Annotated in this window: 22 protein-coding genes, 1 rRNA gene and 2 riboswitches; of the genes, 20 read left to right on the top strand and 3 right to left on the bottom strand. The window is 42.9% G+C overall.

Going from position 1 to position 24,485, the window contains the following annotated elements:
• Positions 1 to 26 precede the first annotated feature (26 nt).
• From JOD21_RS03180 to JOD21_RS03170, 3 genes are all read left to right on the top strand, one after another.
• A complete protein-coding gene (locus JOD21_RS03180; RefSeq protein ID WP_204728219.1) occupies positions 27 to 641 on the top strand; it encodes a hypothetical protein in 615 nt (204 codons plus the stop codon).
• A gap of 189 nt (positions 642 to 830) precedes the next feature.
• Positions 831 to 1,022, top strand: coding sequence for a hypothetical protein (locus JOD21_RS03175; protein WP_204728218.1), 192 nt, complete (start codon positions 831 to 833; stop codon positions 1,020 to 1,022).
• Positions 1,023 to 1,046: 24 nt separating this feature from the next.
• Positions 1,047 to 1,982, top strand: a complete 936-nt coding sequence (locus JOD21_RS03170; RefSeq protein ID WP_204728217.1) for an arsenic resistance protein — start codon at positions 1,047 to 1,049, stop codon at positions 1,980 to 1,982.
• Between the two features lie 47 nt (positions 1,983 to 2,029).
• Here JOD21_RS03170 and JOD21_RS03165 read toward each other — a convergent pair whose 3' ends face one another.
• A complete protein-coding gene (locus tag JOD21_RS03165; protein WP_239581347.1) occupies positions 2,030 to 3,283 on the bottom strand; it encodes a YeeE/YedE family protein in 1,254 nt (417 codons plus the stop codon).
• Positions 3,284 to 3,669: 386 nt separating this feature from the next.
• Between JOD21_RS03165 and JOD21_RS03160 the strand changes: the two genes are divergently transcribed.
• Both JOD21_RS03160 and JOD21_RS03155 read left to right on the top strand, forming a co-directional pair.
• On the top strand, positions 3,670 to 4,017 hold the full coding sequence (locus tag JOD21_RS03160) for a PadR family transcriptional regulator (protein ID WP_204728216.1): 348 nt from the start codon (positions 3,670 to 3,672) through the stop codon (positions 4,015 to 4,017).
• A complete protein-coding gene (locus JOD21_RS03155; RefSeq protein ID WP_204728215.1) occupies positions 4,010 to 4,771 on the top strand; it encodes a DUF1129 family protein in 762 nt (253 codons plus the stop codon). The genes JOD21_RS03160 and JOD21_RS03155 overlap by 8 nt, the downstream gene beginning before the upstream one ends.
• Before the next feature lie 92 nt (positions 4,772 to 4,863).
• On the opposite strand, the gene JOD21_RS03150 is transcribed toward JOD21_RS03155, so the two are convergent.
• Positions 4,864 to 5,706 carry an STAS domain-containing protein gene (locus JOD21_RS03150; protein WP_204728214.1) on the bottom strand — a complete coding sequence of 281 codons (843 nt, stop codon included), beginning with the start codon at positions 5,704 to 5,706 and terminating at the stop codon, positions 4,864 to 4,866.
• Positions 5,707 to 5,835: 129 nt separating this feature from the next.
• Complete coding sequence (locus JOD21_RS03145; RefSeq protein ID WP_204728213.1) at positions 5,836 to 6,354, bottom strand: DUF3231 family protein; 519 nt, start codon at positions 6,352 to 6,354, stop codon at positions 5,836 to 5,838.
• 115 nt (positions 6,355 to 6,469) lie between these two features.
• Between JOD21_RS03145 and JOD21_RS03140 the strand changes: the two genes are divergently transcribed.
• The 15 genes from JOD21_RS03140 to JOD21_RS03070 all read left to right on the top strand — a co-directional run.
• Positions 6,470 to 7,093 (top strand): flavodoxin family protein, encoded by a 624-nt coding sequence (locus tag JOD21_RS03140; protein ID WP_239581345.1) that lies wholly within the window; start codon positions 6,470 to 6,472, stop codon positions 7,091 to 7,093.
• A gap of 126 nt (positions 7,094 to 7,219) precedes the next feature.
• Positions 7,220 to 7,846 carry a protein kinase family protein gene (locus tag JOD21_RS03135; protein ID WP_204728212.1) on the top strand — a complete coding sequence of 209 codons (627 nt, stop codon included), beginning with the start codon at positions 7,220 to 7,222 and terminating at the stop codon, positions 7,844 to 7,846.
• Complete coding sequence (locus tag JOD21_RS03130) at positions 7,843 to 8,076, top strand: hypothetical protein (protein WP_204728211.1); 234 nt, start codon at positions 7,843 to 7,845, stop codon at positions 8,074 to 8,076. Before JOD21_RS03135 ends, JOD21_RS03130 begins: the two co-directional genes overlap by 4 nt.
• A gap of 85 nt (positions 8,077 to 8,161) precedes the next feature.
• The gene (locus tag JOD21_RS03125; protein WP_204728210.1) at positions 8,162 to 9,184 is read left to right on the top strand and encodes an STAS domain-containing protein; all 1,023 of its coding nucleotides are present in this window, start codon (positions 8,162 to 8,164) and stop codon (positions 9,182 to 9,184) included.
• Between the two features lie 117 nt (positions 9,185 to 9,301).
• A complete protein-coding gene (locus tag JOD21_RS03120) occupies positions 9,302 to 9,853 on the top strand; it encodes a cysteine hydrolase family protein (protein ID WP_204728209.1) in 552 nt (183 codons plus the stop codon).
• Between the two features lie 20 nt (positions 9,854 to 9,873).
• Complete coding sequence (locus JOD21_RS03115; protein WP_204728208.1) at positions 9,874 to 11,352, top strand: nicotinate phosphoribosyltransferase; 1,479 nt, start codon at positions 9,874 to 9,876, stop codon at positions 11,350 to 11,352.
• A gap of 18 nt (positions 11,353 to 11,370) precedes the next feature.
• Entirely contained in the window at positions 11,371 to 12,198 is an 828-nt protein-coding gene (gene nadE / locus JOD21_RS03110; protein WP_204728207.1) for an ammonia-dependent NAD(+) synthetase, read from the top strand.
• A 324-nt stretch (positions 12,199 to 12,522) separates the two neighbouring features.
• Entirely contained in the window at positions 12,523 to 13,467 is a 945-nt protein-coding gene (locus tag JOD21_RS03105; protein ID WP_204728206.1) for an AAA family ATPase, read from the top strand.
• Complete coding sequence (locus tag JOD21_RS03100) at positions 13,467 to 14,672, top strand: DUF58 domain-containing protein (protein WP_204728205.1); 1,206 nt, start codon at positions 13,467 to 13,469, stop codon at positions 14,670 to 14,672. Before JOD21_RS03105 ends, JOD21_RS03100 begins: the two co-directional genes overlap by 1 nt.
• Complete coding sequence (locus JOD21_RS03095) at positions 14,669 to 16,885, top strand: transglutaminaseTgpA domain-containing protein (RefSeq protein WP_204728204.1); 2,217 nt, start codon at positions 14,669 to 14,671, stop codon at positions 16,883 to 16,885. The genes JOD21_RS03100 and JOD21_RS03095 overlap by 4 nt, the downstream gene beginning before the upstream one ends.
• Positions 16,886 to 16,923: 38 nt before the next feature.
• Positions 16,924 to 17,025: riboswitch (purine riboswitch) on the top strand.
• A gap of 365 nt (positions 17,026 to 17,390) precedes the next feature.
• Positions 17,391 to 18,944: a glutamine-hydrolyzing GMP synthase gene (gene guaA, locus JOD21_RS03090; protein WP_204728203.1), complete on the top strand. Its 1,554-nt coding sequence runs from the start codon at positions 17,391 to 17,393 to the stop codon at positions 18,942 to 18,944.
• Between the two features lie 78 nt (positions 18,945 to 19,022).
• A riboswitch (purine riboswitch) is annotated at positions 19,023 to 19,124 on the top strand.
• Between the two features lie 98 nt (positions 19,125 to 19,222).
• On the top strand, positions 19,223 to 20,560 hold the full coding sequence (locus JOD21_RS03085) for a solute carrier family 23 protein (protein WP_204728202.1): 1,338 nt from the start codon (positions 19,223 to 19,225) through the stop codon (positions 20,558 to 20,560).
• Positions 20,561 to 20,639: 79 nt separating this feature from the next.
• A complete protein-coding gene (gene glcT / locus JOD21_RS03080; RefSeq protein ID WP_338032863.1) occupies positions 20,640 to 21,476 on the top strand; it encodes a glucose PTS transporter transcription antiterminator GlcT in 837 nt (278 codons plus the stop codon).
• 142 nt (positions 21,477 to 21,618) lie between these two features.
• Positions 21,619 to 23,691: a glucose-specific PTS transporter subunit IIBC gene (gene ptsG, locus JOD21_RS03075; protein WP_204728201.1), complete on the top strand. Its 2,073-nt coding sequence runs from the start codon at positions 21,619 to 21,621 to the stop codon at positions 23,689 to 23,691.
• A gap of 604 nt (positions 23,692 to 24,295) precedes the next feature.
• A 16S ribosomal RNA gene (locus JOD21_RS03070) occupies positions 24,296 to 24,485 on the top strand; the annotation flags it as partial.

Below are 24,485 nucleotides of genomic sequence, written 5' to 3'. Positions count from 1 at the left end.
AATATATTTCAAAATGGAGGTGCATTGTGTTTATGAAAGAAGCGATCATCACTTTATTCATTGGACTCGTATTTTTCCTTACTGCATGTGCCCCGGAAGAAAGTGCTGTAGCGAATATTGAGATGAAAAGTCAGGAAGAACTGTCTGCTATGACGGATTCTTATACACGTGAAGATTATCGTCAGGTTATGAGTCATATTATGCAGGAAGCTAAAAGTTTTGAAGCAGGCGTTGTACTTGAAAAGTGGATTATCAGGACACTTGCTGAAGAAGCGCTGTATTATGAAGAAGATCTCTCAGAAGAAGAAGTGCTTGAAATCTCTAGGGAGAGGCTTGCTGAGGACCTGGCATGGAAAAACATTGCTTCAGCAAAGTATGGAATCATAGTTGGCCAGGATGAACTCGATGAATACATTAATAATATTACCAACCTGTATGAATCACCTCTCCAGATGGCCTATGCTGATATTCTCGGGTTAACAGTTGAGCAGCTGAACCATGAATTTGATGAGGATGTGTACGAGAAAAATCTGATGTGGGAAAAGCTGAAACCGGAACTGGAAAAAGCGTATGAGACAAGCGATCAGAATGAGCTTGTCGAACGGTTTAATAAAGAAGTGAATAATGAGATAAACCGTTGAAACACTGTCCAACAGTCTGATGTGGATAGTGTTTTTTGTTTAGTGGCTTAGGTCACATTCTCCGATTTACCATTCATCACAGTGAAAATCCTCAAAGTTATTAAATAGAAATTTTTCTCAAATCCAATTATTTTTGAAACGATTCAAGTAGTTTGAACGTAAAAAGAAAAAAGATTAGAGGTGTATCTAATGAAAAGATGGCGTGAAAAGAAAACTGCACGGTCGCAGAAACGTAAGGATGAAGGGAAATATAACTTTTTTGACGTGCTGACAGACGTTCTGATCTGGGTTCCTGAATTATTGATTCTGCCATTCCGTTTGATATACTTGCTGTTCGAACTCTTTGGAAGAGTTTTCAGAGATGGGTTTGATTCGATTTAATTTAATTGGCAGGTGTGATCACAATTGCAATGGTTTGAAAAGCTGTATACATTTTTTATTTTAGGTGCTGTTGGGATCGGCCTGATCCTCAGTCAATTGAACGGAGCAGGGCCGTTTGCTGAAAATCTGATTCTGCCGCTGCTTGCCTTTATGATTTACCTGACATTTTTACAAATTCCATTTGAAGATGTGAAAGCATCTTTCCGAAATAAGGTATTCAGTATCAGTTCTCTACTGATCAATTTTATATGGACGCCATTTCTTGCATGGCTGCTGACGCTTATTTTTCTTCCTGATCAGCCAGCGCTTGCGATCGGACTGATTATGTTGCTTGTGACACCATGTACGGACTGGTATTTAATATTTACAGGCGTTGCAAAAGGAAATACAGCACTGTCGGCCGCTATCCTGCCGCTCAATCTGATTCTGCAGGTCGTGCTGCTTCCGGTCTATTTGTATATCTTTTTTGGAGCGGGTGAAACAGTAGAAGCTGCGTATCTGGTTGAAGGGGTTGTGTGGGTATTACTGGTTCCGCTCGTGATTGCACTCCTGACAAAGAAGCTTTTGAAAGGGAGGCGTCTGGTGGAATCAGACCTGCTGCAAAACCTTCCGACTGTTTTTCTGTTATTTGCAATCATTGCGATGTTTGCAGCTCAGGGGAATATGCTTCTTGAAAACACCGGTATCTTTCTGCAGATACTCCCGCCGCTTGCTGTCTTTTTTATCGTGAATTTTTTGATCAGCCAAAAGACGGGACAGCTATGCAGACTGCCGGCAAGGGACCGGGTCAGTCTGACAATGACCACGCTTGCCAGGAATTCACCGCTTGCACTGGCTATTGCTGTAGCGGCATTTCCAAATGAACCGCTGATTCCATTGATTCTGGTGATTGGACCGCTGATTGAACTGCCGGTGCTTGCACTTGGGGCAAAGATCATGCTGAAGATCAACAGAACCTGACTCACTTAAAAGCTCCCGGAGATCACTGATCTCCGGGAGCTTTCTGCTTAACATAATGTATCTTTTGGTTTCGGATTCTTTAATCCAAAGATCGGTCTGATGAATAGCGCAAGTCCTGTTCCAAGCATGGCCATGACAGCCCATACCCAGCCGTGAAGACTGAAGGATGCAATTCCGCCGAAGTATGCGCCGATGTTACAACCGAAAGCAAGTCTGGCGCCATAACCCATCAGCAGTCCACCGATGATCGAGCCGGCAGCAATACCAGGCTTGATTTTTTTAGGTTTGAACGCGCCTGTTGCAGCTGCTGCAATAAAGGCCCCGATGATAATACCGAAATTCATGACACTCGTTGAATCGGCAAGAATAGAGTTTTGCAGCTGTTCAGCATTTCCCTGCCAGTAACCCCATGAAGCGACATCTACACCAAACAGCTCAAGGAACTTTGATCCCCACAGTGCAAATGCAGAAGTAATGCCCCATGGATTTCCTCTGAGTGTCAGTGTTAAAGCATTCAGCAGCGCTAGAATAACTGCTGCTGTAAATAGAGGCCACGCTCCGCGGAATACTTTCTTAAACCCTGTTGTTGTCGGCAAAGGTTTCATTGCAGGTGCATTTTTCTTCGTTGCAATGAACTTCAAACCATAATAAATGGCTGCAAACAGTGCCATCTGCACAAGCCACGCACCAAAGAATCCAAGATTAGTAGATTCAGCTAACGAAAACGGTTCAAGCGCCCACGTTTCTTCCATCCAGAACGTAAAATGGTAGGCTCCAAGCACAGACCCTGCAATAAATCCGAGTAGTGTCAGAATCATTGATGAAGATCCGCCGCCAACTGAATACAGCGTACCTGATGCACAGCCGCTTCCAAGCTGCATTCCAATACCAAAGATGAATGCTCCGAATAATACGCTGACACCGACCGGAGAAACATAGCCCGCAGGTGTCACACCCGTAAAGCTGAAGCCGGTACTTAAAATAATAGCAAAGAGGGTTGAAGCCACAGCCAGCATAACCATATGAGCCTGTATACCCTGTGCATTTCCAACAGCCATCAATCTTCTGAAGGCTGATGTGAAGCCAAAGCGTGCATATAGTAAAGTGAGTCCAAGCGCAAGTCCTACAATAAATAATATGCCCTGGACCGCATCAGTTGTAGAAACAATGATTGCAAATAGTGCAAGGGCAGCCGTGATGCCTAGTAAGACAAACGGTTTTTGCACAGGAGCGAGATCAGTAACCACCGTTGTACGCCCGCGTTTCCACCCTTTAAGTGTTTCCTGAACCTGTTGTGCCAAAGTGAAAACCTCCAATTCCTATTTGTTTGATAAGGATTAATTTAGCACAGGGTTTCTATAGATGTAAATTTATAAGTTCTGATGAAGGCTATGTTCAAGCTCAATGATGTTTTAGCACAGCTGGTGATTGGAGCGGAAGAGGGACGACTCCAGCAGGAGCGGCGTGACAGGTGAGACCCCGCAGACGCGCAGCGTCGAGGAGGCTCACCGCACGCCCAGCGGAAAGCGTTCCCTCTGCAGCGGAAATCAACAGCCAGATTTAGCGAAGCTTTGAAGAAAGAAGAGATTGGAAAAAAATGATTGATAAATACCTTGCATTACAAGATACTAAAAAGTATATTAGATATATACCTTGTATTACAAGACAAAGAAATGGCGGGATGCTGATGTCTCAGACACAAATGATGAAAGGAATCCTCGACGGCTGTCTGCTGGCTATTATCCGTGGGAAAGAAGTGTACGGATATGAGATGGCAGAGCGGCTCAGTGAGTATGGATTTGGGGAAGTCAGTGAGGGAACCATTTATCCGCTGCTTATGAGAATGCAGCGTGAAGGGCTTGTGACGTCTGTGAAAAAGGCATCAACTGCGGGTCCGAAACGGAAGTACTATTCGCTTACAGATAAGGGTCACCAGGAACTCGAAGCTTTTCTTCAGAGATGGAAAAGGTTAGAGAAAAGTGTCAATGAAGCAATCAGACAGGAAACAAATGAGGGGAGTGAAGGCAGTGCCTGAATTATCGAAAGAAAGCCGCAGATTTATCGATGACTTGAAGCTGTATTTGTTTTCATCAGGAAAAAAGGATGAAGAGATCAGAGAAATTGCTGAAGAACTTGAGACACACTTAGAAGAAGCGGAGAGAAATGGAAAACCGGTTGAACAGGTGGTTGGATCATCTCCTAAGGAATATATGGAGATGATTTCAAATGAGATGGCGTTTGATAAGAAGGCCTGGCTGAAGTATATCCCGGTGATTATATTTGGTGCCATTTCATTTACAATTATTGGTCAGCTGGTTGAAGATATGAGGCTCAGTTATAGTTATGCCATATTAGGCGGGTCTGCTTTAGTCAGTATATTGTTTGTCATCATGATTTTTGGCGCATTTAAATATATGGCTGCCCGTCAGATGTCGCGTGTAAAAGAATTTCTCATTACTTTGCCACCTGTCTTTATAATGATGACCTTATTTGGCGCTCTGGTCTTCTGGGATATGACTGCTGATCTTCCGGGTTTCGATTTGAATGTCATGACAAGTATGATTGTAGGTGTAGTCACAATTGCCATTTTAATTTGGGTGTCAATCTGGGCTAAGACAGCTGTTCTACTGGTCATGTTATCAGCAATCCATGTACCTGAACTTCTGTTGAAATTGACCACGCTTGATGTGACGACAAGTTTAATTATTAATCTTGTGGCGATGTATCTGATTATTGGATTATATATGTATTTTTCGTTTAAGAAAATGAAGAAAGCTGAAGCTGCTTGAGGCTGAGTGGGAGGTGCGGAGACAGGGGGATTCCTGACTCCGCTTTTTCGCGGGCTGCCGGATGTGATCTGTAAACTGTTGGTTACTACCGCTCATTTCTTTTCTAAATGAAACCCGAGCTTCATTAATGCCCGTTCGAGATTCGTCTCTACATCAAACTTAGTAAAGTCCACCTGTGACTGGTTCGCCTGAAGTGCGGTTTCCGGACGGATGCCGGTCAGAACTGCATGCACACCAATCAGATTCAACAGCTTGACGATTTTCAGGAGTGATCCGATCACTAAATCGTCCACTTCAAGAAGACCTGACAGATCAATGATCAAATGATCCAGTTCAAGCTCCTGGCTTCTTGTAAGTGTCAATTCAATAATCCTCTGCACCCGGACTTCATTAATGCTGCCAATAACAGGAAGAATTGCTACACCTGCTGTAATCGGCACAATGGGAACAGAAAGAGTATCTATCTGTTTTTGTGCACCGTCGAGTTCAAGCACGTAGGAGAGAAGGGAGCTCATCGTTTCGAGTAAGCCCATCTGATCTTCAGTCAGATCAAAAGGTTTTGTGTCAAGACCGCAGATTGTCCCGTAATTTTTCCCGTTTTCAAAGTAAATCGGAATACCGACAAAACTTCCACTGCCAAGGTTCTGTGTAACAGCTAGCCCTTTTGTATTCTCATTTTTAGTAATGTCAGGAATCAGGAGTAATTCATTTCCGTGATCTACACTGACTTTGCAATATGTATCCTTGAAGGGAAGCTGTTCCCCCACTTGTAATAGCTGTTCATTTTTGTTAATCACCTTCACAATTTCGTTAACCTGCTGGTCATTTTTGGCGATAAACAGCGTATTAATGTCGAGTATGCCGGCCATCATGTTTAAAATGGAATCTGCCGCTTCATCAAAGTTTTTGAATTTGACAGTGTTTACTTTATTCATATAAAGATCCTTTCTTATGTAAAAAGTCTGAGGCTTAAAGTATTCCGTTCCCTTTAGCTAAACTGACTAAACCGGAAAATAAAAACTTCCTGAAATGATGGCAAAAGCGATCATCTCAGGAAGCGCATGTTATCCCTGATGTGCCATTTCTTTGATCTGGTAAAGAGGAGGAGGGATCAGCCATCCTTTTTCTTTGCTGAGACGTAGCATTTTTGCTGCAAACGTCACTTTTTGAGTGTGGAACTGTGCGAACATCAGCCCTACATCTTCACGGACGCATTGAACGATCATCTGACTATCCGCTGTCATCGCAGTTCCTGTACTTGCAGAAATGAAAGCGGCAATTTCCGGGTCCAGAAAACGTGCCCCGTCCGGAATCTGATCAATGCTTGCTTTCGCACGGGCAGGAGGAGATGGAGGGACTTGAATCTGATGTTCAATAAGCAGTTCTTCAAGCTGGCGGCTTTCATCCTGCCCCATTTTGATCGCTTCCTCAATCAGTTGTCTCAGCTCACGGTCCCCGGCATGGTTTAACAGCGTCTGATTAGCGGCAATTGATGATTTTGCTTTTAAAAGCGCAGACCATACCCCATAAATTTCTCCATAATGTAATGGTTCATTTTTTGGTGCTCCACTTAAGATTCCCATGATGATCCCCCTTTACAGAATTGACTGAATCAGTCAAATGCTAGTATGCACTTTTGGGGTTTAACTATTCTGTACCGGGTAGTTAAATAAGACAGTAAATTTTTGGAGGGATACGATGGAGAAAATAAAGGCATTAATACTTAACGCAACACTGAAATCATCTGAAGAGGAATCAAACACAGGATATATGGCCAAGGAAGTAGCAGATATTCTGCAAAGTGAAGGTGCTGATGTTGAGATCGTCAGGCTTGCTGATTACCGGATTTCATATGGAATTGACACGGATATGGGAGAAGGAGATGAGTGGCCAGGTATATATGAAAAAGTAAAAAAAGCCGATATTGTGATGATCGGGACCCCATTATGGATCGGAGAAAAAAGCAGTCTTGCTACAGTGGCAATGGAAAGACTTTATGGCGGCAGCAGTGATACAAATGAAAAAGGACAGGCGATCTATTATAACAAAGTCGGCGGTGTACTGATTACAGGTAATGAGGATGGTGCCAAGCAGGCTGCTGCTTCTGTGCTGTATGGACTTTCACATATCGGCTTCACAGTCCCGCCGAACGTGGATGCTTACTGGGTAGGAGAAGCAGGTCCGGGACCATCTTATATTGAAGCAGAAGGTTATAAGAGTGAATTTACACAATCCCACATCCAGATGCTTGCCTATAATACACTGCACCTCGCAAAAATATTAAAAGAAAATCCGATTCCTGCCAAAGGAAATACAATGTAACAGGAGCGGCTCTTCAGACAAGAGCCGCTTTTACTTGTGGATATCACTTCTTTCGGAATCAAAATTGCTGTAAAATGCACATAAGGTAAGAAGCAGCCATGTGCTGCAGAATGAGAGGCGTTTTATGTGGGTGATTACAGCGAATTAGCCAGGAATATACAGTTTGACAGAAGCGAACATACAGTATCTTCTTCAGACTCCGGCTGTTTATTAATTGGCGTTGGCAGAAGTGCCGCTGTCTTTAAAATTGCAGGGGAACAAAAAGTCATTAAAGTATTCTTCCCTGGATTAGAGGGAGTAGCGGCTGAGGAAGCTCATATATACGGGCTGCTATCGGACAGTGAGTTTTATCCGCGGCTGTATGATTCAGGTATGAATTATCTTGTGATAGATTTTATAGAAGGAAAAACTTTTTTTCAGTGTCTGACTGCCGGGATTCAGATTAAGAAAAAGTATCTGGATGAAGTGGATGAGGCACTTGGTGTTGCACGTAATGCCGGTTTGAATCCATCAGATGTACACCTGAGGAATATTATATTAAAACCGGACGGTCATATTATGATGATTGATCTTGCGCGCTTCCGGCAGGTAAAAGATCATGACCAGCAGTGGGAAGATTTAAAAAAAGTCTGGCGCTATTATGACCACAGATACTTTCCGAAGAAGATACCCGAAAGTCTGTTGAATATCGCAGCTTTTATTTATAAGAAAACCTGGGAACCATTTCTGGAAAGGAGAAAAGCAAAGTCATGAATAAATATGAAATGACTGCCTGGCTCTGTCTTGCCGGTGGTATGCTTGTCTGGATATTGATCCTTGTAGTAGAACGCGATTCGCCAATCAACTTTCTCCTTCCTGTATTCGGTCTGACCGGTACAGTGAGTGCGGCGGCAGACAGAAGAATATGGCTTGCAATTGCAAACGCTCTTATGATGATCAGCCCGCTTGTTGTGCTGTTAATCAAAGAATTAGTCCATGCGTAACAGGAACAGGAAATTAATTAGTGAATCCATAAGAACTTTGGTAGTATAAAGTACAGGGTTAAATACATATAACAAAGGTGGTTGCATGGAAAACAACAATCATAGTATTCGTGTTGGCGGTTTGCAATTTGATTGGGATTTATCGAAGGGTGAATTCTTATTTGAAAAAGAGGACGCTGTATTATTCTGGATCACTAGCGCAATGAAAGAATTCTTTGACACAATTGAAGAGATCTCAGGTGAAGAGGCTTCGACACTTGTATTTGAAGCGACTGGTTTTCGACAGGGATTGATAGTTGGAAAATACTTTGAAGATCTGAAGCATGTAAAGGTAGAAGAAGCGGCTGAATTGATCACTTCTACTTATGCATCAGCAGGATGGGGCTATGCACATATAGAAAACCTTGATATGGACGCACACACCCTTCGCGTTAGACTGAAAGACAGCTGGGAATATAAAATTAATAAAGCCCAGGGTAAGAAGCATAGAGGCAATTTCCTTCCTGCCCACTATGCAGGAATTTTCAGTTCGCTTTTTGGACGGAACGTCTGGTTTGAAATTAAAGAAGATCAGATTGCAGGTGCAGAATCAACTGTAGTTGAGTACTTCCCGTCAGAAATTACAATTAACGAAAATATTCACGCGCTTTCACGGAAAAAGGAATCCCAGCAGATTCTGCAGCTTGAAGCGATGGTAGAGGATAAAACACGTGACCTGAAAGAGCTGATCAAACAAATCTCATCACCGATTATTCCTGTGCTCGATGGCGTAGTTGTGGTCCCGCTTCTTGGGAAGTACGACCAGGAACGTGCAGAAGAGCTTGTATTTAATACGCTGAATAAATTGCCATCATATAAAGCGAGTTATTTAGTGCTTGATCTGACGGCGCTCGATGATGACATTGATCAGTTGACGACAAGTCTTCTTGAAAAGATCAGCGGAGCAGCTTCCCTCATCGGCACAGAGACTGTCCTTGTCGGATTGTCAGCAAAATTAAGCATAACAATTGCCGAATCAGGTATTGATATTTCAAACTTTCACTGTTTCCAGACTTTACAGCATGGTATTCACTATGCACTCAGCCAACAGGGAAAGCAGATTATTTAATGAAAAGCTTCAGCAGATGCTGGAGCTTTTTTCAGTTGTGCAATCCTGGATTTAACTTGTGTCTTGACACTTGTAAAGATAAAATGACAGTATCTGTAGAAAAAGGAGACGAGATCAATGACCAAACGCGCACTGATACATATTGATTATACAAATGATTTTGTAGCTGATAACGGGGCTTTGACGTGTGGTGAACCCGGGCAGCTGATTGAAGATGAAGTAGTACGTCTGACAAAAGAATTTCATGATCATAAAGATCACATCATATTTGCGATCGATCTGCATGAAGAAAATGACCCACATCATCCTGAAACAAAGCTTTTCCCACCGCATAATATACGTGGAACAGAAGGCAGAAATCTGTATGGGTCGCTGCAAAGGTTATATGATATGATTCAAGATGATGAAAATGTGATATATATAGATAAAACGCGTTACAGTGCTTTCGCCGGGACAAACCTTGAACAACTGCTGAGAGAGCGCGACATTACAGAGCTGCACCTGATCGGGGTATGTACAGATATTTGTGTGCTGCATACAGCAGTCGATGCCTATAATAAAGGCTTTCAGTTAGTGATACACAAAAAAGCAACGGCAAGCTTCAACCAGGTGGGCCATGAGTGGGCACTGGATCATTTTGCATGTTCACTTGGGGCGGAAGTAAGGTAACGGTAAGGAGATAATCGGTGATGAATACTTTGGGTAATTATACTGATGACAGTCTGATGCTGCATACAGACCTCTATCAGATCAACATGGCAAAAACATATTGGGAAGACGGCATGCATGAGCGCACTGCCGTTTTTGATCTTTATTTCAGATCGCTTCCTTTTGGTAATGGCTATGCAGTATTTGCAGGTCTTGAAAGAGCGCTGGATTATTTAACGAACTTCAAATTTACAGAATCAGACCTGACGTATTTGAAAAAGGAAGTCGGCTATGATGAGGACTTTATTGCCTTTTTAAGAGATTTGACATTTACCGGGACAGTCCGTTCCATGGTTGAAGGTGAGCTTGTATTCGGTAATGAGCCGATTATGAGAGTGGAAGCGCCGCTTGTAGAAGCGCAGCTGGTTGAAACAGCGCTGCTCAACATTGTGAACTATCAAACTCTAATTGCGACAAAAGCATCGAGGATTAAACAGGTAGTCGGTGACGAAGTACTGATGGAATTTGGTACGCGCCGGGGCCATGAGCTGGATGCCGCGATCTGGGGCACAAGAGCTGCTTACCTTGGCGGATTTTCCGCCACAAGTAACGTACGTGCCGGCAAAATGTTCGGGCTGCCGGTTGCAGGGACTCACTCACATGCCATGATTCAGGCTTACCGGGATGAATACACAGCATTTAAAAAATACGCTGAAACCCACACAGACTGCGTTTTTCTTGTTGATACGTATAATACGCTGAAATCAGGCGTTCCTGCAGCGATCGCTGTCGCAAAAGAAATGGGGGACCGCATCAACTTCAAAGGAATCCGCCTGGATAGCGGTGATATTGCGTATTTATCAAAAGAAGCACGAAAACTGCTGGATGAAGCAGGCTTTACAGAAGCAAAAATCATTGCCTCTAATGACCTTGATGAATATACGATTCTGAACCTGAAAGCGCAGGGAGCGGTTGTGGATATGTGGGGCATCGGAACAAAACTGATCACTGCTTACGATCAGCCGGCGCTCGGAGGCGTATACAAGCTTGTGTCAATCGAAGATGAAAATGGTGAAATGACAGATACGATTAAAATCTCCAGTAACGCTGAAAAAGTGACAACTCCTGGTATGAAACGGGTGTACCGGATTATAAACAGGGTAAATAATAAATCAGAGGGTGATTATATCACGCTTGAAGGGGAAGACCCTCAATCTGAGGATCACCTGAAAATGTTTCATCCAGTGCATACATTCGTCACGAAGTTTGTAACAAATTTTGAAGCAAAAGACCTTCATCAGACAGTGATTGAAAATGGCCATCTTCAATATGAATTGCCATCGCCTGATCATATCAGGGGGTATTTAACAGAAAACCTTGAGCTGCTGTGGGATGAGTACAAGCGCTCTATGAACCCTGAAGAATATCCAGTGGATCTCAGTCAGAAATGCTGGGATAACAAAATGAGAAACATTCAGGAAGTAAAACAGGCTGTCAGAAATGCGCATGCCGCTCAATAAATAAATGAGGTGATTTTTGTGGCAACATTGCAGGAGCAGATTGTAGAAGAAATGGGTGTGTCTCCTGAGATCAACCCTCAGGATGAAATCAGACGCAGTATCGATTTTCTAAAAGAATATGCTAAAAAACATACATTCCTGACTTCTTTTGTACTTGGTATTTCAGGCGGTCAGGATTCAACCCTTGCAGGTACACTTGCCCAGGCGGCGGTAAATGAGTTAAATGAAGAAGCAGGGGAAAAGAAATATACGTTTATCGCACTGAGACTGCCTTATGGTGAACAGGCTGATGAGCAGGATGCAAAGGATGCAATTAAATTCATGAAGGCAGATGAGACAGTCCGTATCAATATTAAGCCTGCAGTTGATGCCAGTGTGAATGCTTTAAAAGAAGCCGGTATTACCCTGAGCGATTTTGTTAAAGGGAATGAAAAAGCAAGAGAACGTATGAAGGCCCAGTATGCAGTTGCTGCTATGCGAAATGGTGTCGTCATTGGTACCGACCACCCTGCTGAAGCGATCACAGGCTTTTATACAAAGCACGGTGACGGGGGAGCAGATATTCTGCCATTGTTCAGGCTGAATAAGCGTCAGGGGAAGCAGCTGCTGAAAGAACTCGGGGCACCTGATCACCTGTATACAAAAGCACCGACAGCAGACCTTGAAGATGACCGTCCGCAGGTTTCTGATGAAGAAGCGCTTGGTGTAACGTATGATGAGATTGATGATTACCTTGAAGGTAAAAAAGTCAGTGAACAGGCACAAAAAACAATCGAAAATCATTATCTGAAAACGCAGCATAAGCGTCATTTGCCGATTACAGTGTTTGATGATTTTTGGAAATAATGGTTAGTTTCAGCAAGGCTGGTCCATAATGGTAGTAGCCTCTTCCCGCCCTGCTGATTCTATCGACCGGGCTGAAGAAGCAAACTTCAGCCCGGTTTTTTATGGGCAGAATATTCATCACCTGCCTTTAGTTGTAAGAAACACTTATTTCTATTATTCTAAATAGAGTGTCTATTGTTAGAATGACTAGATAAATAAATGTAGATAGATAAGCTATGTTAAAGTCCAATGTTTTTTTAATACAGCTGGTGATTGCAGCGGAAATCACCAGCCAACTTCTACAGAAACGATAGATAAAATGAACAGGAAATGGGAGGGAATACGATGTATCACCAGAAACTGGAACAGGTCCTCGAAAACATCGAAAGAGTCATGATTGGTAAAAGAACAGTAGCAGAACTCAGCATTGTATCATTACTGGCCCAGGGTCACGTACTGCTTGAAGATGTACCCGGCGTCGGAAAAACAATGATGGTGCGTGCGCTTGCGAAATCAGTAGGTGCAAAGTTCACCCGTATTCAATTTACTCCGGACTTACTTCCCTCAGATGTAATCGGTGTATCAATTTATAATCCAAAAGAAATGTCATTTGAATTTCGCCCTGGTCCAATCATGGGCAACATTGTACTGGCTGATGAAATCAACCGGACCTCACCGAAAACACAGTCTTCACTTCTTGAAAGCATGGAAGAAGGAAGTGTGACGGTAGATGGCTTCACTCATAAGCTTTCCAAACCATTCTTTGTGATGGCTACTCAAAACCCGATTGAATATGAAGGCACGTACCCGCTCCCGGAAGCGCAGCTTGACCGCTTCCTGTTGAAAATGCAAATGGGCTATCCTGATGCAAAGGAAGAAATGGAAGTATTAAACCGTCTGCAATACGCTCCCCCAATAGATGAGTTGCAGCCTGCGATCACACTTGAAGAGCTTCAGCATCTTCAGCACGAGGTAAGGCAGGTGATGGTGGATGAAAAAATTAAGGAATATATTGTCGACCTTGCCGGCAAAACAAGGGATCATGCGAATGTCTACCTTGGTGTCAGCCCGCGTGGCTCAATTGCACTGATGAAAGCTGCACAGGCTTATGCACTGCTGCATGGCAGAGATTACGTTCTTCCTGATGATATTCAGTTCCTGGTACCGTATGTATTCTCACACCGTATGATTTTAAAATCAGAAGCGAGATATGAAGGGATTGAACCTGAAGAAGTAATTGAACGTATTCTTGCCCGTACAAGAGTACCGGTTCAACGGATGGCAAAGTGATGAAAATTCAGTTCCTGATTAATGCGGCAAAGGTATTATTGATCATCGTACTTCTGGTTGGTACATTTTCATATGCGATGTTTCAGGGCGGATTTGTCAGCTGGTTTTTATTTTACAGTTTTCTTCCCTTCGGACTGTATTCTTTAATGATGATGGTTTACCCGTTAAACGACTTTAACGTAACGCGAACGATTAAATCAAAAGATTTAAAAGCAGGTTCAAATGTAACAGTAAAGATCCATTTAAAAAGGGCTTTGCCGTTTCCGCTCTTTTATTTAGTTGCAGAGGAACATATAAGAGGAGAGGCCTTTTATCAGAGAGGCACTGCAAAGAAACTGATTCATCCATGGTTCAAGCGTGAAATCGTCTTAGAGTATGAAATTCACGACCTGCCAAGAGGCGAACATACTTTTGACAGCGTGGAATTAAAAACCGGGGATTTTCTTGGACTGGTTCAAAAATCAGCGTATCTTGAAAAAACGCAGACCATTCTTGTGTACCCTTCTTATATCGCACTCGATTATCAGCCGCTGCAGGCAAGATTTGATCAGGGGGTATCATCATCCAACGTAAGAATTCAACAGGATACCACGATGGCAACAGGAGTAAGAGATTACGAGACTGGAGACCGCGTTTCATGGATTCACTGGAAATCATTTGCCCGTACGAATGACCTTAAAACCAAAGAATTTGAAGAGCGTAAGTCACATGATGTCATGGTTGTGCTTGATCGTACACCGAGTCAGAGTTTTGAAGATATGGTCGTGCTGACAGCCTCTGTCATCAGAGGTGTAATCAGAAAAGGCGCCCAGGCGGGTTATTTCTCACAGGGGGAAACGGTCCAGTATGCTCCGCTGAAAAGTGGTGAGAGTCATCAGAAGCAAATTGATTATTATCTTGCTAAGGTGAAGCCTGATCAGGAATCAAAGTTTGAAACAGTGCTCAAACAAAATGCATCAGCGATCTCAAAGACGTCGGCACTTATTTTGATCACTTCCCAGCTGACAAGAGAAGGGATTGATGAGATCAGTAAAGTGTCAAAAAGCAGTCAGGCTCCGATGATCCTGTTTGTTAAGCATCCTTCGGCAAGATTGAACCATGAACACAGGCAGCTTGCCGGATTAGCTGCATCTAAAGGCATTGTGCTGAAGGAATGTGACAAGCGTCAGTTTGCATCTGTTTTTAAGGAGGTGAAGCAGGCGTGAAAACTGAATACAGCTGGGGAGATATCTCCACGTTGATTTTATATGTGCTGAGCTTCTTTCTTTTATGGGAGTGGCTCAGGCCCGTTGAGCAAATTACAGAAACCGCTAATGTACACTTTTTTATCATTTTCGCAGGGTTATCTTTACTACTTTACTATTTCGAAATAAACTGGATTATTTCCGGGGGAATAAAATTCTTTTTTATCTTCATCGTACTACAATCTCTTTATTTTGATGTTCCTTTCATTGGAGAGGGAGAATGGTTTGGTGAATTTACATCTTTAATTGGTGAAAGTGTCGTACTCACCGTTCAGCAGAACTGGGGCGGTGTATCTGATCTCTTTAGAAGCCTGCTTTTCTTCATACTGTTGTGGCTGACTGCCTACCTGATGCATTACTGGCTTGCTGTGAGAAAACAGATGTTTCTCTTTTATCTTTTTACAGTGATCTATATTACGATTCTGGATACCTTCAGCCCTTATGATGGCAGCATGGCAATCGTCAGGGTCATTCTATTCGGCTTCTTACTGCTCGGTTTACTCGGGCTGCAAAGAATGGCGGACCATGAACGGATTGCTTTATCGATGGGCCAGGTACAGAGGTGGCTGATTCCGCTTGCATTATTAATTGCATTCAGCTCTGCAGCTGCATATGCAGCTCCAAAAGCTGAGCCGATCTGGCCGGATCCTGTTCCTTTTATTACTTCATTCAATGAGGGGGCAGGCCAGGGTCCGGGTGGAGTAAACCGTCTTGGATACGGCGTTGATGATTCTGAACTCGGTGGCTCGTTTATTGGTGATGACACAGAAGTGTTTGAAGCAACAGTACAGGGTGAACAGTACTGGCGTATTGAAACGAAAGATACTTACACTGGAAGAGGATGGGAACAATCAAGAGAAGCCGACAGTTTAACGCCATTTACATTGAATGAGCCGATTCCACTGACTTTATCGGAAATTAACGAGGAGTCTGAAACACAGACAGTTTCAATTGAGGTGAGTCTCAGCTATAATCATGTCGTTTATCCGTATGTACCCGATCAATTGATTCAGGGGGATGCAGAAGAGTTTCGATATAACCCTGTGAGCGATAAGATTACATCTTACCGCAACGATGAGTTAGTTGAACTTGATGAATATGAATGGGAGTTCCGGGAGCCGAGATACAGTCTTCAGGCTCTCAGAAATACTACAGGCCTAGGAGATAGCGGCATTGATATGTCCCAGTACTTACAGCTCCCTGAAAATCTGCCGGAAAGAATACGGGATCTGACACTTGAGATCACAGAACCTGAAGATAACTGGTATGACAAGGCAAAAGCTGTTGAAGATTATTTCTCCAGAAATGATTTTGTCTATGAACAGGAAGATGTGCCGGTGCCTGAAGGTGATGAAGATTATGTGGATCAGTTTCTTTTTGAGACGCAGCGGGGATACTGCGATAACTATTCGACCTCAATGGTTGTGATGCTGAGATCCATTGATATCCCTGCACGATGGGTAAAAGGTTATACCGGTGGAGAAGTTATTGATAATCTCGGAGATGGACGTTCAGTGTATGAAGTAACAAATAACAATGCCCATTCCTGGGTGGAAGTATTTTTCCCTGAAATCGGATGGGTCCCATTCGAGCCGACTGTTTCTTTTTCCAATAATGTTTCTTTAAGTTACGACCTCGATATTGAGTCAGGGGAAACTGAAACGCCGGAAACGCCTGAACCTGCTGAAACACCTGACCCTGCAGCTCCTACACCACTTGAAGAGGAAACAGGGTTAACAGGTCAGGTCGGGGCTGATGGATCAAATGGAACCGGCGGCTGGACAGCTTTTAAAACATTCGTGAGTGAAAACCGCCTTACGTTGATTTTGATCATGCTGATCACAGCCGGTGCCGGATATGTCCTTTACCGCACGAGAAACCGCTGGATGCCGTATATATTAATCCATTATTACCGTTCAAGAAAAGGCAGTGATGTTTATCCGAAAGCATACAGTTCGCTTCTTAGACAGCTTGGAAGATACGGTCTCAGACGGAAAGAAACCCAAACGCTCCGCTCATATGCAAAAGAAGTGGATCACTTCTTCGGTACGCACGAAATGAGCAGATTGACAGATCAATATGAGCGTATTTTGTACCGCAGTGAGTCTGCTGATGATAAGTGGTCAAATATGCGCGAATTGTGGGAAGATTTAATTAAAAAGACAACCGGTTGACCGGGCTTGAGCAAGGCGTTAAAATAGTGAAAATTAATGACAGCTTCATAACACCCCTTCATATATGTCCGATAATATGGGTCGGATGTTTCTACCGGATCACCACAAATGGTCTGACTATGAAGGCGGTCTTTTATTAATAAGCTCTAATAAAAACGCTGTTGATTTCCGGGGAGGGCTGCGCTTTCCGCACCCGTCCGAACGAGCCTCCTCGCCGCTTTCGCGTCTGCGGGGTCTCGTCTGTCCTTACTGGTGCAGGAGTCTCCGCCTCCCCCTCCAATCAACAGCTGAATGATATTAACATGTCATTCATTTTTAAAAGCTTATTATTTAAAAAAGTTTAAGAGAACCAAATCCTGGTTTATAAAAACCTTATCCTTTTTAATCAGACCGCCTTGTTAAAACGCTTGAAGGGAAGAGGATGACTCTTTTTCGAACAGGCGTTTTTTCTATTTTGAAGGTGTAATGATACAGGTTTAAAAATAATTGAACGAGGTGACCATCCATGCTTGGTAAAGAAGAAATGCACGATCAGGAAATGATCGTTGTACTGGATTTTGGAAGTCAATATAATCAATTAATCACTCGCCGTATCCGTGAATTCGGTGTATATAGTGAACTGCACCCGCACACGATTACTGCTGAAGAAATTAAAGAGCTGAATCCTTCAGGGATTATTTTCTCAGGCGGACCTAACTCAGTATATGATGAGAATTCGTTCCGTGCAGATGAGCGGATTTTTGACCTTGGCATCCCGGTGCTGGGGATCTGTTATGGTATGCAGCTGATGACAATGCACTTTGGCGGGAAAGTTGAAAAAGCGAAGAACCGTGAATATGGTAAAGCGAATATTCAGGTGCAGGAAGCGAAAGGTCTGTTTAAAGATCTTCCTTTAACGCAGACAGTATGGATGAGTCATGGAGATCTTGTTGTGGAGGCACCACCTTCTTTTGACGTCGTTGCAACAAATCCTTCATGCCCTGTTGCATCAATCAGCAATGAAGATCAGAAATTATATGCAGTGCAGTTCCACCCTGAAGTACGTCATTCAGAATATGGGAATGATATGCTCAGAAACTTTGTTTTTGATGCATGCGGCTGCACGGGTGACTGGTCAATGGAGAACTTCATTGAAATTGAACTTGAAAAGATCCGCCAGGAAGTCGGCGATCGCCAGGTGCTATGTGCGCTGAGCGGCGGTGTTGATTCTTCAGTCGTAGCTGTACTGATTCATAAAGCCATTGGTGATCAACTGACATGTATCTTTGTTGACCACGGCCTTCTTCGTAAAGGTGAAGCAGACAGCGTAATGAAGACTTTCTCTGACGGCTTTAACATGAATGTGATTAAGGTCGATGCGCAGGACCGTTTCTTAAATAAGTTAAAAGGTGTATCAGATCCTGAACAGAAACGTAAAATTATCGGGAATGAATTCATCTATGTATTCGATGATGAAGCAACAAAGCTTGATGGCATTGATTTCCTTGCTCAGGGAACATTGTATACAGATATCATTGAAAGTGGTACAGCAACTGCGCAGACAATTAAGTCTCACCACAATGTAGGCGGTCTCCCTGAGGACATGCAGTTCAAACTGATTGAACCGCTTAATACGCTTTTCAAAGACGAAGTACGTGCACTTGGAAGTGAGCTGGGCATTCCTGATGAGATTGTATGGCGTCAGCCGTTCCCGGGACCAGGCCTTGGCATCCGTGTACTTGGCGAAATCACTGAAGAAAAGCTTGAAATCGTACGTGAATCAGACCATATTCTGCGTGACGAGATTAAAAAAGCAGGACTTGACCGTGATATCTGGCAGTACTTCACTGTATTACCTGATATCAGAAGTGTTGGTGTCATGGGTGATGCGAGAACATATGATTATGCGATCGGTATCCGAGCAGTAACATCGATTGACGGAATGACATCTGACTGGGCAAGAATCCCATGGGATGTACTTGAGAAGATCTCAGTCCGCCTGGTAAACGAAGTAAACTCGATTAACCGCGTGCTGTATGACGTTACGAGTAAGCCGCCAAGCACAATCGAGTGGGAATAACGAATATTACCATAAAAATTATTAAATAATGTTCGTATTTTGTATTGACGCTTCTATAGCGCATTGATACAATACAATCATTAATTAAATATTTTTCGTCGTATAACGTCGGGGATATGGCCCGAAAGTCTCTACCAAGCTACCGTAAATAGCTTGACTACGCAGGTTTTTTAGAAGTTCAATATGAACTTTTCTTAATCCTTTTAGTCATCCCTGAACGACGAGTGTGCGTTCAGGGATTTTTTCGTTATACTTCGTATTTTTCGGAGGGAACAGTAGTGAAGAAGTATTTTCAGTTTGAAGAATTAAACACGAATTATAAGCGTGAATTCATTGGAGGATTAACAACATTCCTTGCGATGGCTTACATCCTTGTTGTTAACCCGCTGACGTTAACATTAGCAGATGTTGAAGGGCTGCCTGATGCTATGCGTATGGATTACGGTGCTGTATTCGTAGCTACTGCGCTTGCAGCAGCAATCGGCTCACTTGTGATGGGGGTACTTGCAAGGTATCCGATCGCACTTGCACCTGGTATGGGATTAAATGCATTTTTCGCTTACTCTGTTATTCTGACACAGGAAATTCCGTGGCAGACAGCTTTAACAGGTGTTTTATTTTCAGGACTTATTTTTATGGTATTAACTGTTACAGGTGTACGTGAAAAAATCATCAACGCGATTCCAAATGAATTGAAATTCGCGGTGGGAGCAGGTATCGGGCTCTTCATTACTTTTGTTGGTTTTCAAAATGCAGGAATTATCGTCGGAAATGATGCAACACTTGTTGCGCTTGGTGATCTGACGAATGGGAATACACTCCTTGCTGTTTTTGGTATTTTTATTACTGTTATTTTAATGACGCGTAAAATTAAAGGTGGTATTTTCTACGGAATTGTCATTACGGCAATTGTAGGGATGGTTGTCGGGCTGATTGACCGTCCAAGCGGCGTGATTGATCCGACACCGCCAAGTCTTGCGCCAACGTTCGGGGCTGCACTTGAACCGATTTTCTCAAGCCCGGGAGACCTATTCACTGTACAGTTACTTGTTGTCATTTTAACTTTCCTATTCGTAGACTTCTTTGATACCGCAGGAACACTTGTAGCGGTTACAAATCAGGCAGGTTTAATGAAAGACGGTAAGTTGCCTCGTGCAAATCGCGCGCTGTTTGCAGATTCAACTGCAACTGTATTTGGTGCGGTGCTTGGAACATCTACAACAACATCTTATATTGAATCATCTGCAGGTGTTGCAGCAGGTGCTAAAACAGGTTTTGCTTCAGTTGTGACAGCAGCACTTTTTGTATTATCTATTTTCTTCTTCCCGCTGCTGGAAGTCATCACAAGTGCTGTAACAGCACCAGCTCTTATTATCGTAGGAGTGCTGATGGTCTCAGCGCTGGGCAAGATTGACTGGACACGCTTTGAAATTGCAGTGCCGGCATTTTTGACAATTATCACCATGCCGCTGACTTACAGCATTGCCTCAGGGATTGCGATTGGATTTATCTTTTATCCGATCACAATGCTTGTAATGGGCAGAGGTAAGCAGATTCATCCGGTTATGTACGGTTTGTTTGTAATCTTTGTGCTTTACTTCATCTTTTTATCGTAATATGCTAAAAGAGCTGTTCCGGTTCATGCGGGCAGCTCTTTTTCAATGAGTAAATAAAAAACAGGCGGATGTGATAGACGTGAGCTATATTGTAAAAAAAATACTGAATAATAATGTGTTAATTGCTGAATTAAATAGCTCAGAAGTCGTCATGATCGGCAAAGGAATCGGCTTCAAGAGGCAGACACAATCAACCATCAGCGAACAGGAAGTTGAAAAACTCTTTGTATTGCGTGATGAAAAGGAGCAGGATCAGTTCAAGAAACTGCTGCCATATGTAGAGGAAGATTTACTGAAAGTAATTATTTCTTCTATAGAATTAATACGTGAACGGACACAATCTTTTTTAAATGAACATATTCATGTCGCGTTGACAGATCACCTCGTATTCGCAGTCAACAGATTAATGAGGGGGATGTCTATATCCAACCCCTTTCTGTTAGAGACGAAAGCGCTTTACCCTTATGAGTATGAAATTGCAAAAGAAGTGGTGCAGCTGATCAATGACAGAGCCCATATTTATCTCCCTGAAGGCGAAATCGGTTTTATTGCACTTCACATTCACAGTGCTATGGTAAACCGTAATGTTCATGAAGTGAACTCACATTCCCAGCTGATCGGGCGGCTTGTACAATTAATAGAATCGCAATTTGATGTGAGTCTTGATAAAGAAAGCATTGATTACATGAGACTCGTCAGACACCTGCGATATACGATAGAGCGGGTTGTCCGGGGAGAAAAAGTGGATGAACCGGAAAAAATCGCTTTACTATTGAAAACTGAATATCCGATGTGCTATAATCTCTCATGGAAACTGATTAAGATTATGCAGCAAACATTAAAAAAACCTGTTTATGAAGCAGAAGCAGTCTATCTGACCATGCATTTGCAGCGTATTCAGACCAAAATGAAATAATACATTTTACGTGTTACTGATACGATCAGGCATGAGTAAATGAAGAACGTCCCGGATAACGGGATACGTGTACCCTCACGTATGTTCTTTCTTTACTCATGCCTTTTTTGTTTGCTGTATAAAAGAAAAAGGAGGAAAACAAATGTTTAAGAAGTTTTTTGGTCAGCTTCAGAAAATCGGTAAAGCATTAATGCTTCCGGTTGCGATTCTGCCGGCTGCCGGTTTGCTTTTAGCATTCGGTAATGCCCTGCAGAATGAAACGCTGACAAATCTTGCGCCATTCCTGACAAACGACTGGATTGTCATGATTGCAAGCGTCATGCAAAACTCAGGTGGTATTGTTTTTGATAACCTGCCGTTATTATTCGCAGTAGGGGTAGCCATCGGTCTTGCTGGCGGTGACGGGGTTGCCGGTCTGGCAGCGATCGTAGGTTATCTGATTATGAATGCGACGCTTGGAACAGCACTCGGTATTGAAATGAGTGATGTAACTGGTGAGGCAGTTGACCCGGCATATACATTAATGCTGGGAATCCCGACATTGTCATCGGGTGTATTCGGCGGGATTATCGTAGGGGCGTTAGCTGCTTATATGTATAACCGTTTCTATAACATTGAACTGCCAACATACCTCGGCTTCTTTGCCGGTAAACGTTTCGTTCCGATTGCAACAGCAGCATCCGCAGTTGTACTTGGATTGTTAATGATTGTTGTATGGCCGCCTATTCAGGAAGGTCTTAACTTCTTCTCGCATATCATGCTGAATACGAACCTTGCTGTATCAGCATTTGTTTTTGGTGTCATTGAACGTGCGTTGATTCCATTTGGATTACACCATATTTTCTATACGCCTTTCTGGTTTGAGTTTGGTACGTATGTGAATGCTGCCGGTGAAACGGTGCGTGGTGACAATTATATCTTCCAGGCGCAGATTCTTGATGGCGTTCAGGATTTAACTGCCGGAACATTCATGACCGGTAAATATCCATTCATGATGTTTGGTCTTCCAGCTGCAGCGCTGGCAATTTATCATGAAGCACGACCTGAAAAGAAAAAGCTTGTTGCAGGAATCATGGGTTCAGCTGCCCTGACATCATTCCTGACTGGTATTACTGAACCAATCGAATTTGCTTTCCTATTCGTTGCACCTTTACTGTTTGCAGTGCACACTGTATTTGCAGGTCTTTCATTCCTGACAATGCACCTGCTTGATGTAAAAATCGGTATGACATTCTCTGGTGGTTTGATTGACTTCCTGCTATTCGGTGTATTGAACCCTCAGACAAACTGGTGGTTAGTATTACCGGTAGGAGCTGTATTTGCATTGATCTACTACTTCGGATTCCGTTTTGCAATCCGCAAGTTTAACCTGGCAACACCAGGTCGTGAAAAAGAAGAAGACGGTGATGAAAATCCCCGTGCAGCTTCTTCAAAATCAGATTTACCGCATGACATTTTAGATGCTATGGGCGGAGCTTCGAATATTTCGAACCTTGATGCCTGCATTACACGCCTTCGTGTACAGGTTAACGAGCCATCTAAAGTGAATAAGAAAGAACTGAAACATCTGGGTGCTTCCGGCGTACTTGAGATCGGAAACAACATTCAGGCGATTTTTGGTCCACGTTCGGACAGCTTAAAACATCAGATGAAAGATATTATGGAAGGTAAGACACCTCGTCCGGTTAAAGTTGATGCTGAAAAAGAAGTAGCAAAAGAAATTGAAGAAACAGCAGCAACGGCAATTCAAAATGACCAGCCAGTCTTACAGGACTTTATCTCACCATTAAACGGTGAAGCCGTATCAATTACTGAAGTGCCGGATCAGGTATTCTCAGGTAAAATGATGGGAGATGGATTTGCCATTAACCCGTCAGATGGAATTGTGCATGCACCGGTAAACGGGAAAATCGTAAACGTTTCTCCAACGAAACATGCGATTGGTATTGAATCTGAGCATGGACAGGAAATTCTCATTCACTTTGGAATTGATACAGTTAAACTGAACGGTGAAGGCTTTACTGTACACGTAAAAGAAGGAGATCAGGTGAAAGCAGGAGACCTGCTGCTTGAAGCAGATCTTGAGAAGATAAAAGATCAGGTTCCTTCTATTATGACACCAATTGTATTCACGAACTTAATGAACGGTGAAACAGTAGAAGTTAAAAAGACGAAAGTAAGCAGAGGAGATTCCTCTATTATAGAAGTGAAGTAAGTGTGGATCCCGTTGCGGCTGTTTGCTGCAGCGGGATTTTATGGTTTCAAAAGCAGCGTTTTAATCCGATGGCGTTTTAAGGTAACTGGAGATTATTGCTGAAAACAGATTTCAGCAAGAGGAATCGGGGGAGGGTGCAAACAGTCACAGCTATGCGGAAAGTGATCTTATGAAGCTGAAATCAACAGTCAGCTTCAGCTGAGCCGTTGCAGAAAAAATTACTAATGAAGTTTTAGAAAAAACTTTGTAAAAGGTATTGTAATATTCAGAATAAAATTATATAATTGAAATGCTCTTAAAGGATTGACTCATATTATGGAGGTGTGATAGATTAGTAAAGTTCTCTTTTGAAGAGGCGTACATTTTATAATGATCGTTAAGGCTTTTTTCTTTTCTCTTTTAATTTACTTTCATAAAAGAAATTAAAAAAGTTTTTAAAAAGACTTTACAAGCTATCAGAAACCATGCTATGATAATCAAGTCGCTTACGAGAGCGGCACTTCGCTAAGAAGTGATTGAACCTTGAAAACTAAACAACCAAACGTCAACGTTTTAAGATTTTAAGTCTTTTTCGAACAAAAAAGACAATGAGCTTTTCAAACACTTTACGGAGAGTTTGATCCTGGCTCAGGACGAACGCTGGCGGCGTGCCTAATACATGCAAGTCGAGCGAACAGATGAGGAGCTTGCTCCTTTGATGTTAGCGGCGGACGGGTGAGTAACACGTGGGCAACCTGCCCTGCAGATTGGGATAACTCCGGGAAACCGGGGCTAATACCGAATAACAGAAAGAA

Origin of the sequence: Jeotgalibacillus terrae (assembly GCF_016908195.1) — a bacterium.
Classification (GTDB): Bacteria; Bacillota; Bacilli; order Bacillales; family Jeotgalibacillaceae; genus Jeotgalibacillus; species Jeotgalibacillus terrae.
This window is presented reverse-complemented; position numbering and strand designations above follow the sequence as displayed.

Coding starts and splice junctions, on each gene's coding strand:
- JOD21_RS03175 (WP_204728218.1), top strand. CDS start 831: ATGAAAAGATGGCGTGAAAAGAAAACTGCACGGTCGCAGAAACGTAAG.
- JOD21_RS03160 (WP_204728216.1), top strand. CDS start 3,670: ATGTCTCAGACACAAATGATGAAAGGAATCCTCGACGGCTGTCTGCTG.
- JOD21_RS03150 (WP_204728214.1), bottom strand. CDS start 5,706: ATGAATAAAGTAAACACTGTCAAATTCAAAAACTTTGATGAAGCGGCA.
- JOD21_RS03145 (WP_204728213.1), bottom strand. CDS start 6,354: ATGGGAATCTTAAGTGGAGCACCAAAAAATGAACCATTACATTATGGA.
- JOD21_RS03140 (WP_239581345.1), top strand. CDS start 6,470: ATGGAGAAAATAAAGGCATTAATACTTAACGCAACACTGAAATCATCT.
- JOD21_RS03130 (WP_204728211.1), top strand. CDS start 7,843: ATGAATAAATATGAAATGACTGCCTGGCTCTGTCTTGCCGGTGGTATG.
- JOD21_RS03125 (WP_204728210.1), top strand. CDS start 8,162: ATGGAAAACAACAATCATAGTATTCGTGTTGGCGGTTTGCAATTTGAT.
- JOD21_RS03120 (WP_204728209.1), top strand. CDS start 9,302: ATGACCAAACGCGCACTGATACATATTGATTATACAAATGATTTTGTA.
- JOD21_RS03115 (WP_204728208.1), top strand. CDS start 9,874: ATGAATACTTTGGGTAATTATACTGATGACAGTCTGATGCTGCATACA.
- JOD21_RS03105 (WP_204728206.1), top strand. CDS start 12,523: ATGTATCACCAGAAACTGGAACAGGTCCTCGAAAACATCGAAAGAGTC.
- JOD21_RS03100 (WP_204728205.1), top strand. CDS start 13,467: ATGAAAATTCAGTTCCTGATTAATGCGGCAAAGGTATTATTGATCATC.
- guaA (WP_204728203.1), top strand. CDS start 17,391: ATGCTTGGTAAAGAAGAAATGCACGATCAGGAAATGATCGTTGTACTG.
- ptsG (WP_204728201.1), top strand. CDS start 21,619: ATGTTTAAGAAGTTTTTTGGTCAGCTTCAGAAAATCGGTAAAGCATTA.